At 72.7% G+C, this 14,537-nt stretch carries 15 protein-coding genes; 12 read left to right on the top strand and 3 right to left on the bottom strand.

The annotated features are described in order from the left end of the window. Positions 1–225: 225 nt before the first annotated feature. Positions 226–1,560: a M14 family metallopeptidase gene (locus AB0O36_RS05870; protein WP_365104558.1), complete on the top strand. Its 1,335-nt coding sequence runs from the start codon at positions 226–228 to the stop codon at positions 1,558–1,560. A 46-nt stretch (positions 1,561–1,606) separates the two neighbouring features. Here AB0O36_RS05870 and AB0O36_RS05865 read toward each other — a convergent pair whose 3' ends face one another. Next, on the bottom strand, positions 1,607–2,023 hold the full coding sequence (locus AB0O36_RS05865) for a RidA family protein (RefSeq protein WP_365104555.1): 417 nt from the start codon (positions 2,021–2,023) through the stop codon (positions 1,607–1,609). A 160-nt stretch (positions 2,024–2,183) separates the two neighbouring features. On the opposite strand from AB0O36_RS05865, the gene AB0O36_RS05860 reads away from it, so the two are divergent. From AB0O36_RS05860 to AB0O36_RS05845, 4 genes are all read left to right on the top strand, one after another. Continuing rightward, positions 2,184–3,470, top strand: coding sequence for an amino acid deaminase (locus AB0O36_RS05860; protein ID WP_365104553.1), 1,287 nt, complete (start codon positions 2,184–2,186; stop codon positions 3,468–3,470). Positions 3,471–3,507: 37 nt separating this feature from the next. Next, positions 3,508–5,148 carry a D-aminoacylase gene (locus tag AB0O36_RS05855; protein WP_365104550.1) on the top strand — a complete coding sequence of 547 codons (1,641 nt, stop codon included), beginning with the start codon at positions 3,508–3,510 and terminating at the stop codon, positions 5,146–5,148. A gap of 71 nt (positions 5,149–5,219) precedes the next feature. Continuing rightward, entirely contained in the window at positions 5,220–6,236 is a 1,017-nt protein-coding gene (locus AB0O36_RS05850; protein ID WP_365104547.1) for a YdcF family protein, read from the top strand. A gap of 106 nt (positions 6,237–6,342) precedes the next feature. Then, positions 6,343–6,537 (top strand): hypothetical protein, encoded by a 195-nt coding sequence (locus tag AB0O36_RS05845; RefSeq protein ID WP_365104544.1) that lies wholly within the window; start codon positions 6,343–6,345, stop codon positions 6,535–6,537. 252 nt (positions 6,538–6,789) lie between these two features. Here the strand turns inward: AB0O36_RS05845 and AB0O36_RS05840 are convergent, their stop codons facing one another. Beyond that, a complete protein-coding gene (locus AB0O36_RS05840; protein ID WP_365104541.1) occupies positions 6,790–7,758 on the bottom strand; it encodes a helix-turn-helix domain-containing protein in 969 nt (322 codons plus the stop codon). A 199-nt stretch (positions 7,759–7,957) separates the two neighbouring features. Here AB0O36_RS05840 and AB0O36_RS05835 point away from each other — a divergent pair, with 199 nt between their 5' ends. From AB0O36_RS05835 to AB0O36_RS05810, 6 genes are all read left to right on the top strand, one after another. Then, positions 7,958–8,911 carry an NADP-dependent oxidoreductase gene (locus tag AB0O36_RS05835; protein WP_365104710.1) on the top strand — a complete coding sequence of 318 codons (954 nt, stop codon included), beginning with the start codon at positions 7,958–7,960 and terminating at the stop codon, positions 8,909–8,911. 118 nt (positions 8,912–9,029) lie between these two features. Next, on the top strand, positions 9,030–9,479 hold the full coding sequence (locus AB0O36_RS05830; protein ID WP_365104539.1) for a nitroreductase family deazaflavin-dependent oxidoreductase: 450 nt from the start codon (positions 9,030–9,032) through the stop codon (positions 9,477–9,479). A 121-nt stretch (positions 9,480–9,600) separates the two neighbouring features. Then, positions 9,601–10,203, top strand: a complete 603-nt coding sequence (locus tag AB0O36_RS05825) for a TetR/AcrR family transcriptional regulator (protein WP_365104536.1) — start codon at positions 9,601–9,603, stop codon at positions 10,201–10,203. Next, complete coding sequence (locus AB0O36_RS05820; RefSeq protein ID WP_365104534.1) at positions 10,200–10,811, top strand: dihydrofolate reductase family protein; 612 nt, start codon at positions 10,200–10,202, stop codon at positions 10,809–10,811. Before AB0O36_RS05825 ends, AB0O36_RS05820 begins: the two co-directional genes overlap by 4 nt. Before the next feature lie 201 nt (positions 10,812–11,012). Then, entirely contained in the window at positions 11,013–12,224 is a 1,212-nt protein-coding gene (locus AB0O36_RS05815; protein ID WP_365104532.1) for a pyridoxal phosphate-dependent aminotransferase, read from the top strand. A gap of 113 nt (positions 12,225–12,337) precedes the next feature. Then, positions 12,338–12,733: a hypothetical protein gene (locus AB0O36_RS05810; protein ID WP_365104529.1), complete on the top strand. Its 396-nt coding sequence runs from the start codon at positions 12,338–12,340 to the stop codon at positions 12,731–12,733. Between the two features lie 120 nt (positions 12,734–12,853). On the opposite strand, the gene AB0O36_RS05805 is transcribed toward AB0O36_RS05810, so the two are convergent. Then, a complete protein-coding gene (locus AB0O36_RS05805; protein WP_365104526.1) occupies positions 12,854–13,225 on the bottom strand; it encodes a hypothetical protein in 372 nt (123 codons plus the stop codon). 224 nt (positions 13,226–13,449) lie between these two features. Here AB0O36_RS05805 and AB0O36_RS05800 point away from each other — a divergent pair, with 224 nt between their 5' ends. Further along, the gene (locus AB0O36_RS05800; protein ID WP_365104523.1) at positions 13,450–14,529 is read left to right on the top strand and encodes a substrate-binding domain-containing protein; all 1,080 of its coding nucleotides are present in this window, start codon (positions 13,450–13,452) and stop codon (positions 14,527–14,529) included. Positions 14,530–14,537 lie beyond the last annotated feature (8 nt).

Below are 14,537 nucleotides of genomic sequence, written 5' to 3'. Positions count from 1 at the left end.
AGCCGTCAGCCGTCAGCCGTCAGCCGTCAGCCGTCAGCCGTCAGGAAGTTTCGTCGCGTCAGGAAGCTTCGTCCGCACGGGCGTAGTGCCTCCGGGTCGCGGTGTGGTTTCCGGATAGCGGGCATGTGTGGGGATGGCCGGTTGGCGTTCTTGACCGGGCCATGTCAGGAGCGCACGCTGTGCGCGTCCGCACGGCTACCCCCACCTCCCGACCCAGGAGATCGCATGCGGCTACACACCCGTCGGAGGTCCGTCGTCACGGCGGCCCTGCTGGCGCTCGCGCTCGGCGCACCCGCCTACGGCATGAGCGCGACGGCCTCGCCACCCCCGACCCCGTCCACAGCCACCCAGGACGAGGCCATCGTCCAGTACCGGATCCACGGCCCGTCCACCCCGGCCGACCGGACCGCGCTCCTCCGCCACGGCGTCTCGATCGACGAGGTGGACGACCACACCGTGGTCGTGAGCGCCGACACCGTGCAGGCCAGGACGCTGCGCTCGCTCGGCTACAAGCTGGAGGCCCTGGCCGGGCCCCCGGACCGTTCGCTGCCCGGTATCGCGGCGAGCCCCATGGACTTCCCCTCGGCCGACTCCCGCTACCACAACTACGCTGAGGCGAGCGCCGAGATCGACCAGCGGATCGCGCAGTACCCGAACATCATGAGCAAGCGCGTGATCGGCAAGTCGTACCAGGGCCGCGACCTCGTCGCGATCAAGATCAGCGACAACGTGGGGACCGACGAGAACGAGCCCGAGGTCCTCTTCACCGCCCACCAGCACGCCCGCGAGCACCTGACCGTGGAAATGGCCCTGTACCTGCTGCGCGAGTTCGGCGAGGACTACGGGACCGACGCCCGCGTCACCAACATGGTCAACGGCCGCGAGATCTGGATCATCCCCGACCTCAACCCCGACGGCGGCGAGTACGACATCGCCACCGGCTCCTACCGGTCCTGGCGCAAGAACCGGCAGCCGAACTCCGGCTCCTCCTACGTCGGCACCGACGAGAACCGCAACTGGAACTACAAGTGGGGCTGCTGCGGCGGCTCCAGCGGCAGCAAGGGCTCCGAGACCTACCGCGGGGCGGCCGCCGAGTCGGCGCCCGAGGTGAAGGTGGTCTCGGACTTCGTCCGCAGCCGGGTGGTCGGCGGCAAGCAGCAGATCAAGGCCGCCATCGACTTCCACACGTACAGCGAGCTGGTGCTCTGGCCGTTCGGCTGGACGTACAACGACACCGCGCCCGGCCTGACCGCGGACGACCTGGGCGCCTTCAAGGCGGTCGGCCAGAAGATGGCCGCCAGCAACGGCTACACCGCCGAGCAGTCCAGCGACCTGTACATCACGGACGGGACGATCGACGACTGGCTGTGGGGCAACCAGAAGATCTTCGCCTACACCTTCGAGATGTACCCGACCGGCTCGGGCGGCGGCGGCTTCTACCCGCCCGACGAGGTGATCGACCGCGAGACCGCCCGGAACCGTGACGCGGTGCTGCAGCTGCTGGAGAACTCGGACTGCATGTACCGCTCGATCGGCAAGGAAGCGCAGTACTGCACGTGACACGGACCGGGCGCCCCTCCGCCGGAGGGGCGCCCGCCGCCGCACCTCAGCCCAGGACGGCCAGGGCGTCGATCTCGATCAGCAGGCCGGCGGGCAGGCCCACGTAGACGGTGGTGCGGGCGGACGGCGCGTCCGGGTACTCCTTGAGGTGCTCCGCGAAGTACGCGTCGTAGATCTCGTTCAGCTCGGCGAAGTGCGCGGTGTCGGTGAGGTAGACGCGGATCATCACCACGTCGTCCCAGCCCGCGCCGCCGGCCTCCAGCACGGAGCGGACGTTCTCCAGGGTCTGGAGGGTCTGCTCGCGCAGGGTGGGACCGGCGACGGCCGGCGGCCGCCCCCCGGCCGCGGGCAGGTAACCGACCTGGCCGGCGACCTGGAGGATGTTCCCCCTGCGCACGCCGTGCGAGAACCGGGCGGGCGGGGCGGGATGGGTGGCGGGGCTGATGGCCCTCTTCTCGCTCATGCTTCTCTCCTGGAGTCGGGGCAGTGCCGGTCCTGGGGCAGCAGAGCCGGGCGTTGACCGGGTGTCAGCCGGATGTTAGACAGCATGGCACCGGCACCGGAAACAACCGTTGCCCCGGGGCAGCCACCGTTGCCGCGGGCGACACCTACGGAGGACACCCATGGGCAGCGAAGCGACCCGACGGCTCGCCGACGAGCCGGTCGACCACCGGTTCAAGGGCCTTCCGCCGGACGCACAGGCCGCCGGGCTCACCGTCGGGCAGCTGGCCGCCGAGCGGCGGAACCTCCACGACGGCGGGTTCACCACCCCCGTGCTCACCCTCGACGCCGAGGCGCTGGAGCACAACCTGAGCGCCCTCGCCGCCTTCTGCGACCGGCACGGTCTCGGTTTCGCGCCGCACGGCAAGACCTGTATGGCCCCGCAGCTGTTCGAGCGGCAGATCGAGCTGGGCGCGCTGGGCATCACCGTCGCCATGCCCCACCAGGCCCGGGTCTGCCGCGCCTTCGGCATCGAGAAGATCTTCCTCGCGAACGAGCTCGTCGACGCGCCCGCCCTGCGCTGGGTCGCCGCGGAACTCGCCGCCGACCCCGACTTCCGCTTCGTCTGCTACGTCGACTCCGTACGCGGGGTCGAGCTGATGGACGCCGCCCTGCGCGGCCACACCGGGCGCCGGGTCGACGTGGTGGTCGAGCTCGGCGCCGGCGAGGAGGGCCGGACCGGGGTGCGGACCGAGGCCGAGTGCCACGAGATCGCCGCCGCCGTCGTCGCCACCGACACCCTGCGGCTGTCCGGTGTGGCCGGCTACGAGGCGACCATGCCGGGTGCCGACGCGGCGACGGTCCGGGCCTGGATGGAGCGGCTGGTGGCGCTCGCCGCCGACTTCGACAAGTCCGGCCTGTTCGCCGGGCGGGACCTGCCCGAGATCATCGTCAGCGCGGGCGGCAGCGAGTGGTTCGACGTCGTCGCGGACGTGTTCTCGGCCGTCCCGGAGCTCTCCCTGCCGGTCCTGAAGCTGCTGCGCTCCGGCGCGTACCTCTCGCACGACCACGGCTGGTACTCCGGCCTGACCCCCTTCAAGGACCGGATCCCCGAGGAGGGCGGCCTGCGTCCCGCCTTCCGGCTGTGGACCCAGGTCGTTTCCCGGCCCACCCCCGGCCAGGCGTTCGTCAACGCCGGCAAGCGGGACATCGCGTACGACCTGGGGCTGCCGCAGGTGCTGGCCGTGCGCGGGGCGGACGGCCGGGAGCGGCCCGGCACCGGCATCACCGTGACCAAGCTGTCCGACCAGCACGCCTGGCTGGAGACGGAGGAGGGCACCGCTCTGGAGGTCGGCGACCGGGTGGCCCTGGGCATGGCCCACCCGTGCACCATCTTCGAGAAGTGGCCGCTGATCCCCGTGGTCGAGCCCGACGGGACGGTCACCGACTGCATCCGGACGTTCTTCTAGCGGGCGGACGGGGGCGAGGGCGAGGGGCGGCCGGCCGGTGGACCTGGTGCTGCGCGGGGCCCGCGTCGCCGACGGGACCGGCGGGCCCTCGTACCGCGCCGACGTCGGCGTGCACGAGGGCCGGATCGCCGTCATCGGGCGGGACCGCCGGGTCCCGCCCGGACGGGTCACCGTCGACGCCGACGGGCTCGTCCTGGCGCCCGGCTTCATCGACATGCACGCGCACAGCGACCTGGCTCTGCTCCGCGACCCGGACCACGGCGCCAAGGCCGCGCAGGGCGTGACCCTCGAAGTGCTGGGCCAGGACGGGCTGTCGTACGCCCCCGTCGACGACCGGACCCTGGAGGGGGTGAGCGCCGCGATCGCCGGGTGGAACGGCGACACCGCCGGCACCGGCGACAGCGGCGGCATCGGCCTCACCCGCGGCGCCGGCCCCGACTGGCGGACCGTCGGCGAGTACCTCGACCGCCTCGACCGCGGCTTCGGCGGCCGGGGCATCGCCGTGAACGCCGCCTACCTGGTCCCCCAGGGCACCGTACGGGCCCAGGTGCTCGGCTGGGCGGACCGGCCCGCGACCCCCGCGGAGCTGGACCGGATGCGCGCGCTGGTCGCGGAGGGCCTGGCCGACGGCGCCGTGGGCATGTCCTCCGGCCTCACCTACACCCCGGGCATGTACGCGGACGACGCCGAACTGACCGAGCTGTGCCGGGTGGTGGCCTCGTACGGCGGCTACTACTGCCCGCACCACCGCTCGTACGGGCGCGGCGCGCTCGCCGCCTACGCCGAGACGGTCGCGCTGGCCCGGCGGTCCGGCTGCGCCCTGCACCTGGCCCACGCCACCATGAACTTCCCCGAGAACGCGGGCCGGGCCGGGGAACTCCTCGCCCTGCTGGACACGGCCCTGGCGGACGGCGCGGACCTCACCCTGGACACCTACCCGTACACCGCGGGCTGCACCACGCTGGCCGCGCTGCTGCCGGGCTGGGCGCACGAGGGCGGACCGGACGCGCTGCTGGCGCGGCTGGCCGACCCGGTGGCCGCCGGGCGGATCCGGCACGCCCTGGAGGTGACGGGCTCGGACGGCTGCCACGGGGTACCGGTGGACTGGTCGGCGGTGGAGGTCTCGGGCGTCGGGGATCCCGCGCTCGCCGGAGCGCACGTGGGCCGGCGGCTCGACGGCTGGGAGACGGCACGGCAGTTGCTGCTCGCGGACCGGCTGGGCACGGCGGTGCTGCAGCACGTGGGCCACGAGGACAACGTACGGGCGATCATGCGGCACCCGGCGCACACCGGGGGCTCGGACGGCATCCTGCAGGGCGCCAAGCCGCACCCGAGGGCGTACGGCACCTTCCCGCACTACCTCGGCCGCTACGTGCGCGAGCTGGGGGTGCTGGGCCTGGAGGAGTGCGTGGCCCACCTGTCGGGCCGCCCGGCGGCCCGGCTGCGGCTGCCCGACCGGGGGCTGGTGCGCGAGGGCTACCGGGCCGACCTGGTGCTCTTCGATCCGGAGACGGTCGCGGCGGGATCGACGTACGAGCGGCCCCGGCGGCTGCCGTACGGGATCCCGCACGTGCTGATCGACGGGCGGTTCGTGATCCGGGACGGGCGCAGGACGGACGTACTGGCGGGGCGTTCGGTACGGCGGACTCCCATCGCCCTTTCCCCCCGGGCCCGTTGAGCCGGCCGTCGGCCGTCGGCCGCCTGCCGTCGGGCCGACCGCCCGCCGGGGACGATTCGTAGGATTGGCACATGCTCGCATTCGTCCCGGCCGCGGTCCTGTTCCTCGTCTTCCTGGTGAGCGTGCGCGAGGACCGGCGCCGGTTCCGCAACGCGGTCCTGCTCGGGCTGGCCTTCCTCAGCCTGCTGCCGGCCCTGCTGTTCCAGTTGCGGCACCTGCCGGGGGCGGTCGCGGTCACGGTGGTGGTGCTGCTGTTCCTCGGGCCGGCCGTCGGGATCCTGGTGCTCGGCGCGCTGCTGATCGCCAACGGGCTCACCATGGTCCGCAAGGAGGGCCGGCGTCCGGCGAACCTGCTCTCCGGGCTGGTGGGCCTCGCGATCTACGGGATGGTCGCCCTGCTGGTGGTGGTCGGCACCCGGGGCTCACCGGCGCTCGACGCGGCGGTGCTGGCCCTGCTGCTGCTCTCGCTGTACGTCTCCTTCATCTTCGTGTGCTTCCTCGCGTACGCGTTCCTGTACGGCCGCATCCGGGTGCGGGGGGACGTGGACTACGTGGTCATGCTGGGCTCGGGCCTGATCGGCGGCGAGCACGTGCCGCCGCTGCTGGCGTCACGGCTGGAGAAGGGCCGCCGCATCCACGCCGCCCAGCTGGAGCGGGGCGGGCGGGTGCCGCTGCTGCTCACCTCGGGCGGGCGCGGGCCGGACGAGAAGGTCGCCGAGGCCCGGGCGATGGCGGACTGGCTGATCGCCCGGGGGGTGCCGGAGGAGCACGTGCGGGTGGAGGACCGGTCGCGGACCACCACCGAGAACATGATCTTCAGCAGGGAGATGATGGAGGCGGACCGGCCGGACTACCGGTGCGTGGTGGTCACCAACAACTTCCACGCCTTCCGGGCCGCCATGACCGCCCGCAAGGCGGGGGTGAACGGGCAGGTGCTGGGGTCGCCGACGGCCCGGTACTTCTGGCCGAGCGCGACGATCCGGGAGTTCGTGGCGGTGTTCTGGGAACACCGGGTGGTCAACCTGGGCATCTGCGCCCTGCTGGCGGGCCTGGCGGTCTTCGGGGTCCTGGGCGGCCTCGGCGCCTGAGCCGGCCACCGTCCGGGCCGCCGTCGCCTTCCGGCGTGCGTTCATGTCCACTCGGCCGGAGGATGGGGTTCCGGGGGGATCCCGGGGGACCCGATGGAGGTTCGAGATGACGAGTGAAGCGGACAAGCAGCCCGGCAAGGAGAGCCGCCCGGCCCATCTGTGGACCGGTGGAGAGCGGCCGTACGACCCCGAGGACCTCGTGATGGCCACGGGCGCCGACCCGACTCCGGAGCGGGTCGAGAAGGCCCGGAAGCTGATGGAGGAGAAGGGGATGACGGTCATCGAGCGCTACCTCCCGTAGCCGCCCGATCCGTCCCCGGGGCCCGGGTGCGGGGCCCTGCGCCTCCCCGCGCCCGGGCCCTCCCGGCGCTTGCTCCGCCCCGGCGGGGCCCGACCCCTGAGCGGGATCGGGGCGAAGGCACGCGCTGCGCGTCCGGCGCGGGCCGGCGTGCCGGCGTGCCGTGTGCCCACCCGTGCCGCCCGTGCCGCCCGTGGCACGTCTGCCCACACGGCGACGGCTTCGCGAACGCGCCGCCCGTCCCGCCGGGGCGCGTCAGCGCCTGGCGCGGAACGTGGCGCGGTATGCCAGTGGCGCCACGCCGATCGCCGCCGCCAGGTGCCGCCGCAGTGACGCCCCCGTCCCCATCCCGGACTCCGCCGCGATGCGGTCCACCGGCCAGTCCGTGACCTCCAGCAGCCGCCGCGCGTGCTCGACCCGCTGCCGGGTCAGCCACTGCCCCGGCGTCGTCCCCGTCTCCTCCCGGAAGCGGCGCGAGAACGTCCGTACGCTCATCCCCGCCCGCCGCGCCAGCTCCGCGAGCGCGATCGGCTCGCCGAGCCGGTCCAGTGCCCAGGCGCGGGCGGCCGCCGTACTCTCCGCCGACGGCTCCGGCACCGGCCGCTCGATGAACTGCGCCTGCCCGCCCTCCCGCCACGGCGGCACCACGCACAGCCGGGCCACCCGGTTGGCGACCGCGCTGCCGTGGTCGCGGCGCACCAGGTGCAGGCAGAGGTCCACCCCGGCCGCGACCCCGGCAGCCGTCAGCACGTCCCCGCCGTCCACGAACAGCACGTCCGCGTCCACGTCCACCTGCGGGAACGCCCGCCGGAAGCTCTCCGCCTCGTTCCAGTGGGTGGTGGCCCGCCGCCCGTCCAGCAGACCCGCGGCGGCCAGGACGTAGGAGGCGGTGCACATGGACACGATCCGGGCCCCGGCCGGGAGCCGCCGCAGGGCCTGCGCGAGCTCGTCCGGCAGCCAGTCGCGGGTGGTCGCGTCGGGGCCGACCCCGCAGGTGAACGGCGGGATCACCAGGGTGTCGGCGGTGCCGATCAGTTCGCCGCCGTGGTCGACGGCCACGCCGAAATCGGCGCTGGTGCGGACCGGCCGCCCGTCGAGACTGCAGGTGAGGACCTCGTAGAGCGGCGCGCCGGCCGGCCCCTCCACCGTCCCGAAGATCCGCACCGGGATGCTCATCTCGAAGGGGTAGACCCCCTCCAGTGCCAGTACGACGACCCGGTGCATGCGCTGCTCCCCCCGCTCCCCCGTCCGCGGCCGTCCGTGGCCGGATCTGTTCACATCGTGTCAGTCCGGCCACTGGCCGGGCCCGTCGGCCCCCGACAACCTTGATCACATGACGACGACGAAGACGGCAGAGACGACAACGAAGACAGAGACGGCGAAGACAGCGAAGACGACGAAGACAGAGAAGACGGCGAAGACCATGCTGGCCGTCACGCAGACCGGCTTCGGCGGGCCCGAGGTGCTCCGCGTCACCGAGACCGCCCGCCCCGAACCCGGGCCCGCCGAGGTCCTCGTGCGGGTCCACGCGGCCGCCGTCAACCCGACCGACGTCTGGCACCGCGCCACCGGCGGGCTCGCGGGCACCGGCGGGCCGCCCGTCCCGCTGGGCTGGGACCTCTCCGGCACCGTCGAGGCCGTCGGCATCGGCGTGACCCTGTTCCGGCCGGGCGACGAGGTGTTCGGCATGCCGCGCCACCCCGTCCCGGCCGGAGCGTACGCCGAGTACGCCACCTCCCCGTCCCGCCACCTCGCCCACAAGCCGGCCGGCCTGGACCACGTCCGGGCCGCCGCCCTGCCGCTGGCCGCCCTCACCGCCCGGCAGGCCCTGGTCGACACCGCGGACGTACGGCCCGGGCAGCGCGTGCTGGTCCATGCCGCGGCCGGCGGGGTCGGGCACCTGGCCGTCCAGATCGCCAAGGCCAGGGGTGCGTACGTGATCGGCACCGCGAGCGCCGCCAAGCACGGCTTCGTCCGGTCCCTGGGCGCCGACGAGGTGATCGACTACCGCACCACGGACTTCGTCACCGCCGCCACGGACATCGACGTCGTCGTGGACACCGTCGGGGGCGAGTACGGCCCGCGGTCGCTGCGCACCCTGCGGCCCGGCGGGATCGTCGTCTCCCTGGCCTCGCCCGCCGAGGCGGCACTCGCGGGCGAGGCGGAGCGGCTCGGCGTCCGGGCGGTGTTCATGGCGGTGGAGGCCGACCACGCGGGAATGGCGGAGATCGCCGCGCTGGCCGCCGACGGTCGGCTGCGCCCGCACATCGCAGGGACCTTTCCGCTCGCCGAGGCGGGCAAGGCGCACGAGCTGTCCGCCTCCGGCCGGACCGTCGGCAAGATCGTCCTGACCACCTCCGGGCCGACCGGCCCGTGAGCCGGGGATGGCCGGGCATACAACCCGACGACCGCACAAAATGGAATGATTGACGTTACTCCGGACGTTGCCTGTCGTTAACCGCGCAAGTCGCCCCCCGCGGAGAGAGGCATCACCCATGTACGAGGCCGATGTGGACTGGGACCACCCCAGGGACCCCCAGCCGGGCGGGCAGCTGGACCACGTGCGCGAGTACGTGGGGACGGGCGGTGCCGGAGGACATCTCTGGCGGGGCGTCCCCACCCTCCTGCTCACCACCGTGGGGCGCGTTTCCGGGCGGGCGGTCCGCACCCCGCTGATCTACGGCCGGGACCCGGACGACGGCTCCTACGTCCTGATCGCCTCGAACGGCGGCGCCGACCGGCACCCCGACTGGTACCTGAACCTGGACGCCGACCCCGAGGTCCGCCTCCAGGTCGGCCCGGCGGTCTTCCAGGCGAAGGCCCGTACGGCCACCCCGGAGGAGCGGGAGGCGTACTGGCCCCTGATGACCGGCCTCTGGCCGGCGTACGACGACCACCGGGAGCGGACGACCCGCGAGATCCCCCTGGTGCTCGTCCACAGCTGACCCGCAGCCGATCCGGATCCCCCGCCGGGGGATCCGGGTTGACCGGGGTCGGCATCCATGCATTAATAAATGCACAGTCATTCATTAATGGCGACGGGACACGACGGGGAGGTGCAGGGGCATGGCAGGACGTCCACGCAGGATCGAGGACGCCGTCATCCTGCGGGCGCTGGTCGAGGTGATGGGACGCGTCGGGCCCGCCGGGCTCACGCTGGCCGCGGTGGCGCAGGAGGTCGGGCTGGTCCCGGGGACCCTCGTCCAGCGCTTCGGCTCCAAGCGCGGCATGCTGCTGGCGCTCGCCGAGCACAGCGCGCAGGACGCGCGCGGCCATGCCGAGCGGGCCGGGGCGGAGCACACCTCGCCCCTGGACGCCCTCGAAGCACTGGTCGCCGAGACGCACGCACCGCTCGCCTCCCCGACCGCCTTCGCCAACCACCTCGCTTTCCTCTGCGCCGACCTGGTCGACCCGGAGCTGTACCGGCTCGCGCTCGCCGCCCAGCAGGCGCAGACCGAGGCCGTACGGACCCTGCTCGACCGGGCCGCCGACTCGGCCGGGCTCCTCCCGGGTACCGACACCGCCGCCCTGACCGCCGCCGTCCAGGCCGCCGTGAACGGCGCGGCGATGCTGTGGGCGGTGGACCGCGAGGGCACCCTCGCCGACCGCCAGCGGCAGGCGCTCCACTTCACGCTCGCCCCCTACCGGAAGGACACCCCGCGCACATGACCACGATCCCGGCCACGACCGCCGACACGACCACGGCCACTGCCGCCGCCACGACCCCGGCCACCTCCGCCCCCGCGGGCCGCTCCTTCCGCACCGCCACCACCCTCGGCGTCAGCCTGGACGGATACATAGCCCGCCCCGACGGCGACATCGACTGGCTGACCGAGCGCGGCGCCGAGGCCGGCGACACCGGCTTCGAGGAGTTCATGGCGGGCATCGACACCCTCGCCATGGGCCGCAACACCTACGAGAAGGTCCTGACCTTCGGCTTCTGGCCGTACGAGGGCAAGCACGTGGCCGTGCTCAGCACCACGCTGGAGGCCGACGACCCGCGCATCAGCGTCCACCGCTCGCTGCCCGAACTGCTGGCCGCCCTCACCGAGCGGGGCGCGGAGAACGTCTACGTGGACGGCGGCGTCACCGTCCAGACCTTCCTCCGCGAAGACCTCCTCGACGAGCTCACGCTCACCACCGTGCCCGTCCTCATCGGCTCGGGACTGCCGCTCTTCGGCGAGCTGGACCGGGACGTGGACCTCACCCTCCGCTCGGCCCGCACCCTGGGAGCGGGCTTCACCCAGGCGACGTACGCCGTCACCCATCGAGCGTAGGGTGGAGTGACGAGGGCAACACCGGCGCCCGCGGTCCCGGCCCTGTGCACCCGTTCCGCAGGTCGGAGCGGTGGTCGGGCCGGTCAATCCAAGGGCAGCCGGGGCCCCCGCCTCCCCATCCCCCGAAACCGGACATAACGCCGCACCGGACCGGGCCGCAAAGCACGGGCGGGCGCGGCGGCGGACCCGTAAGCTCCCGTCATGCAGGTGATCCAGTCAACGAAGCTCGCCAATGTCTGCTACGAGATCCGCGGCCCCGTGCTCGAAGAGGCCATGCGACTCGAAGCAGCAGGTCATCGCATCCTCAAGCTCAACACCGGCAACCCCGCGGCCTTCGGCTTCGAGTGCCCGCCGGAGATCCTTGAGGACATGCTCCGCAACCTGGGCACCGCCCACGGCTACGGGGACGCGAAGGGGCTGCTCTCCGCACGCCGGGCAGTGATGCAGCACTACCAGACCAAGGGCATCGACCTGGACGTCGAGGACATCTACCTCGGCAACGGCGTGTCCGAGCTGATCCAGATGGCCATGCAGGCCCTGCTGGACGACGGCGACGAGGTGCTCGTCCCGGCCCCGGACTACCCGCTGTGGACGGCGTCCGTCTCGCTCGCCGGCGGCACCGCCGTGCACTACCGGTGCGACGAGCAGTCCGACTGGATGCCGGACCTCGCCGACATCGAGCGCAAGGTCACCGACCGCACCAAGGCGCTGGTGATCATCAACCCGAACAACCCCACCGGCGCCGTCTACGACGACGAGATGCTGCGCGGCCTGACGGACATCGCGCGCCGCCACAACCTGGTGGTCTGCTCGGACGAGATCTACGACCGGATCCTCTACGACGGCGCGACCCACACCAACACCGCCGCCATCGCCCCCGACCTGCTCTGCCTCACCTTCAACGGCCTCTCCAAGAACTACCGCGTGGCCGGCTACCGCTCCGGATGGATGGCCGTCTGCGGCCCCAAGAAGAACGCCGAGTCCTACATCGAGGGCCTCACCATCCTGGCGAACATGCGCCTGTGCGCGAACATGCCCTCGCAGCACGCGGTCGCCACCGCTCTCGGCGGACGGCAGTCGATCGACGACCTGGTGCTCCCCGGCGGACGGCTGCTGGAGCAGCGCGACACGGCGTACGAGCTGCTCACCCAGATCCCGGGGATCAGCTGCGTGAAACCCAAGGGCGCGCTGTACCTCTTCCCGAGGCTCGACCCGTCCGTCTACAAGATCAAGGACGACCGGCAGATGGTCCTGGACCTGCTCCGGGCCGAGAAGATCATGGTGGTCCACGGCACCGGCTTCAACTGGCCCGAGCCCGACCACTTCCGCATCGTGACCCTGCCCAACGCCACGGACCTCGCCGACGCGGTGACCCGCATCGGGAAGTTCCTCGACGGGTACTCCCAGCACTAGCCGGACACCGGCCCGGTTCGGACCCCTTCCGGGGGACCCCGAACAGGATCAAGCTCAACTTTAGACCGAATCCAATGTAGGATGGCCTCCTGACCACGCAGGAGGCCATCCTCATGTACGAGCCGACCCGGACCAAGCCGGCGGCTGCGGTCCGCACGGACCGTGGCCGCAAGGACATCCCCCACCGCAGCCGCGCCGAGGAGCTGGACATCCAGCTCGCCGGACACCTGACGACCCTGCTCTCCGCCACCGACGAGCTCGGCCTGGACGAAGCCGCCGAGCGGATCGCCGTCCAGGTGGCCCGCCTCCGCGGCACCCCGCCGGCCCGCCACGCCGCGCTCGGCGGCGAGGACCGGAACACCCTGCACCGCCGCGCCCACGAGCTCGCCGCCCGGGTCCTGCTCGTGGCCGCCTCGCGCGCCGACACCGCCGTCGCGATCCTCGCCGCCCAGCAGATGGACGCGCACACCGCAGCCCTCGCCGAGCACGACCTCGCCGGGGCCCGCTGACCGGCCCCGGCCCGGGGCCGCGGAGGCCCCGGGCCGGGCGCCATGACACTCCCCTTACGGGGGCGCCGTACGGACACCGCGCGCCCCCGCGCGCAAGACGTACGGACGCCTACGGGGTGCTCACCCCGCGCCCGTGAACCGCGCGCCCGCCACCCCGCACCACGGCGCCACCCCGGCCGGCCACACCGGGCCGACCGCCTCGCCGCGCACCGTGGCGCCCGGCTCGACCCCTTCCAGCCGTACCAGCGCCTGCACCGTGCCCACCGGCGGCTCCTGGCGGAACTCGACCGTCAGCACGTAGGAGCCCGGAGCCGGAGCCCGGCTCGTGACCTCGACCTCCGCCAGCAGCCGCCTGCTTGCCGGATCGATTCGGCAGCCGGACACCGCCGCGTCCCGGGCCGGTTCGTACGCCGCACCCGGCGGCGCCGACGCGTCCCCCGCCCACACGTACAGGGCCAGCGGGGCGAAGACCAGCAGCGCCGCCACCCCCACCAGACCGGTGAACCACCCCTGCCACCGCGGCGGACCTGACGGATCCGGAGGATCCGATGGATCCGATGGATCCGATGGATCCGATGGATCCGATGGATCCCGTGCACCCGCCGCATTCGACGTACTCATGGGCCCATCCTTCCCTGTTGAAGTGGGACCACCTCGTCACCGGGTGTTCATTCACCCCACCGCGGAATGTGGGTTTCCGCGAGCACGCTGCCCCCGTGAGACGCATCCTCGGAATCGTCCTGGCAGTCCTGCTGATCGGCGGCGTGGTAGCCGTCATCCTCGCAGGAGGCGGCCCCCAGGACCCTGAACACACGGCAACGAAGACCGTGCACGGCGTGATCGGCTCCGAAAAGGCCGAGTTCTTCGCCGACCCCGACGTGGTCAAGGCCCTCGCCGCCAAGGGCTACACCGTCAAGACGGAGACGTCCGGCTCCTGGGCCATGGACCAACTCCCCCTGAAAAACTACGACTTCGCCTTCCCGAGCAGCAGCGAACCGGCCAAGGAGGTCAAGGCCAAGTCCGGCACGCAGGGTTCCCAGACCGTCCCGTTCTTCTCCCCGCTCGTCGTGGTCGCCCGTACGGGCACCGCACAGGTGCTCGCCGACAACGGCCTGGCGAAGCTCACCGGGAAGAACACCGGCACCCTGCTGATGGGCGAGTTCGTCAAGGCCGCCCGCGAAGACCGCACCTGGCAGCAGCTGAAGGGCTCCGCGGCCCACCCCGAGCTGCTCGGCAAGGTCCTCATCCGGTCCACCGACCCCGCCTCCTCCAACTCCGGCGCGCTGTACCTCGCCGCGCTCTCCAACGTCGCCAACGGCCACACCGTGGTCTCCGACGACCAGGGCGTCGAGGCGACCGCACCGCTGCTCAACAAGCTGACCGCGCCGCAGGGCCAGCAGCCGCCCAGCACCGACGCCCCGTTCCGGGAGTTCATCAGCGGGGCCGGACAACCCCTGGTCCTCGTCTACGAATCCCAGGTCGCGGCCCTGCTGCTGCGCGGGCAGCCGGCCGGGGACACCGTCGTCCTCTACCCGGACACCACCGTCAACAGCGACCACACCTTCGTCCCGCTGAACGACACGGCCAAGGAGCTCGGCGAGCTGCTCGCCACCGACCCCGCCCTGCGCGAACTGGCGGTCCGGCACGGCTTCCGCCCGCAGAACGGCGTCCGGGAGTTCACCAGCGCGACCGCGCCGCACACGAACTACCTCAACCAGAACCTGGCCGGCATCAACCAGGTCGGCACACCCACCGTCAGGATCCTGCAGAAGCTCGCCGAGCGGGCCAAGGGCTAGGGGACGTA

Origin of the sequence: Streptomyces sp. NPDC089799 (assembly GCF_040684755.1) — a bacterium.
GTDB lineage: Bacteria > Actinomycetota > Actinomycetes > Streptomycetales > Streptomycetaceae > Streptomyces.
Note: the sequence above shows the minus strand (reverse complement) of the source record. Positions and strands in the feature narration are given on the sequence as shown.

Coding starts and splice junctions, on each gene's coding strand:
- AB0O36_RS05870 (WP_365104558.1), top strand. CDS start 226: ATGCGGCTACACACCCGTCGGAGGTCCGTCGTCACGGCGGCCCTGCTG.
- AB0O36_RS05865 (WP_365104555.1), bottom strand. CDS start 2,023: ATGAGCGAGAAGAGGGCCATCAGCCCCGCCACCCATCCCGCCCCGCCC.
- AB0O36_RS05860 (WP_365104553.1), top strand. CDS start 2,184: ATGGGCAGCGAAGCGACCCGACGGCTCGCCGACGAGCCGGTCGACCAC.
- AB0O36_RS05850 (WP_365104547.1), top strand. CDS start 5,220: ATGCTCGCATTCGTCCCGGCCGCGGTCCTGTTCCTCGTCTTCCTGGTG.
- AB0O36_RS05845 (WP_365104544.1), top strand. CDS start 6,343: ATGACGAGTGAAGCGGACAAGCAGCCCGGCAAGGAGAGCCGCCCGGCC.
- AB0O36_RS05840 (WP_365104541.1), bottom strand. CDS start 7,758: ATGCACCGGGTCGTCGTACTGGCACTGGAGGGGGTCTACCCCTTCGAG.
- AB0O36_RS05835 (WP_365104710.1), top strand. CDS start 7,958: ATGCTGGCCGTCACGCAGACCGGCTTCGGCGGGCCCGAGGTGCTCCGC.
- AB0O36_RS05830 (WP_365104539.1), top strand. CDS start 9,030: ATGTACGAGGCCGATGTGGACTGGGACCACCCCAGGGACCCCCAGCCG.
- AB0O36_RS05825 (WP_365104536.1), top strand. CDS start 9,601: ATGGCAGGACGTCCACGCAGGATCGAGGACGCCGTCATCCTGCGGGCG.
- AB0O36_RS05820 (WP_365104534.1), top strand. CDS start 10,200: ATGACCACGATCCCGGCCACGACCGCCGACACGACCACGGCCACTGCC.
- AB0O36_RS05815 (WP_365104532.1), top strand. CDS start 11,013: ATGCAGGTGATCCAGTCAACGAAGCTCGCCAATGTCTGCTACGAGATC.
- AB0O36_RS05810 (WP_365104529.1), top strand. CDS start 12,338: ATGTACGAGCCGACCCGGACCAAGCCGGCGGCTGCGGTCCGCACGGAC.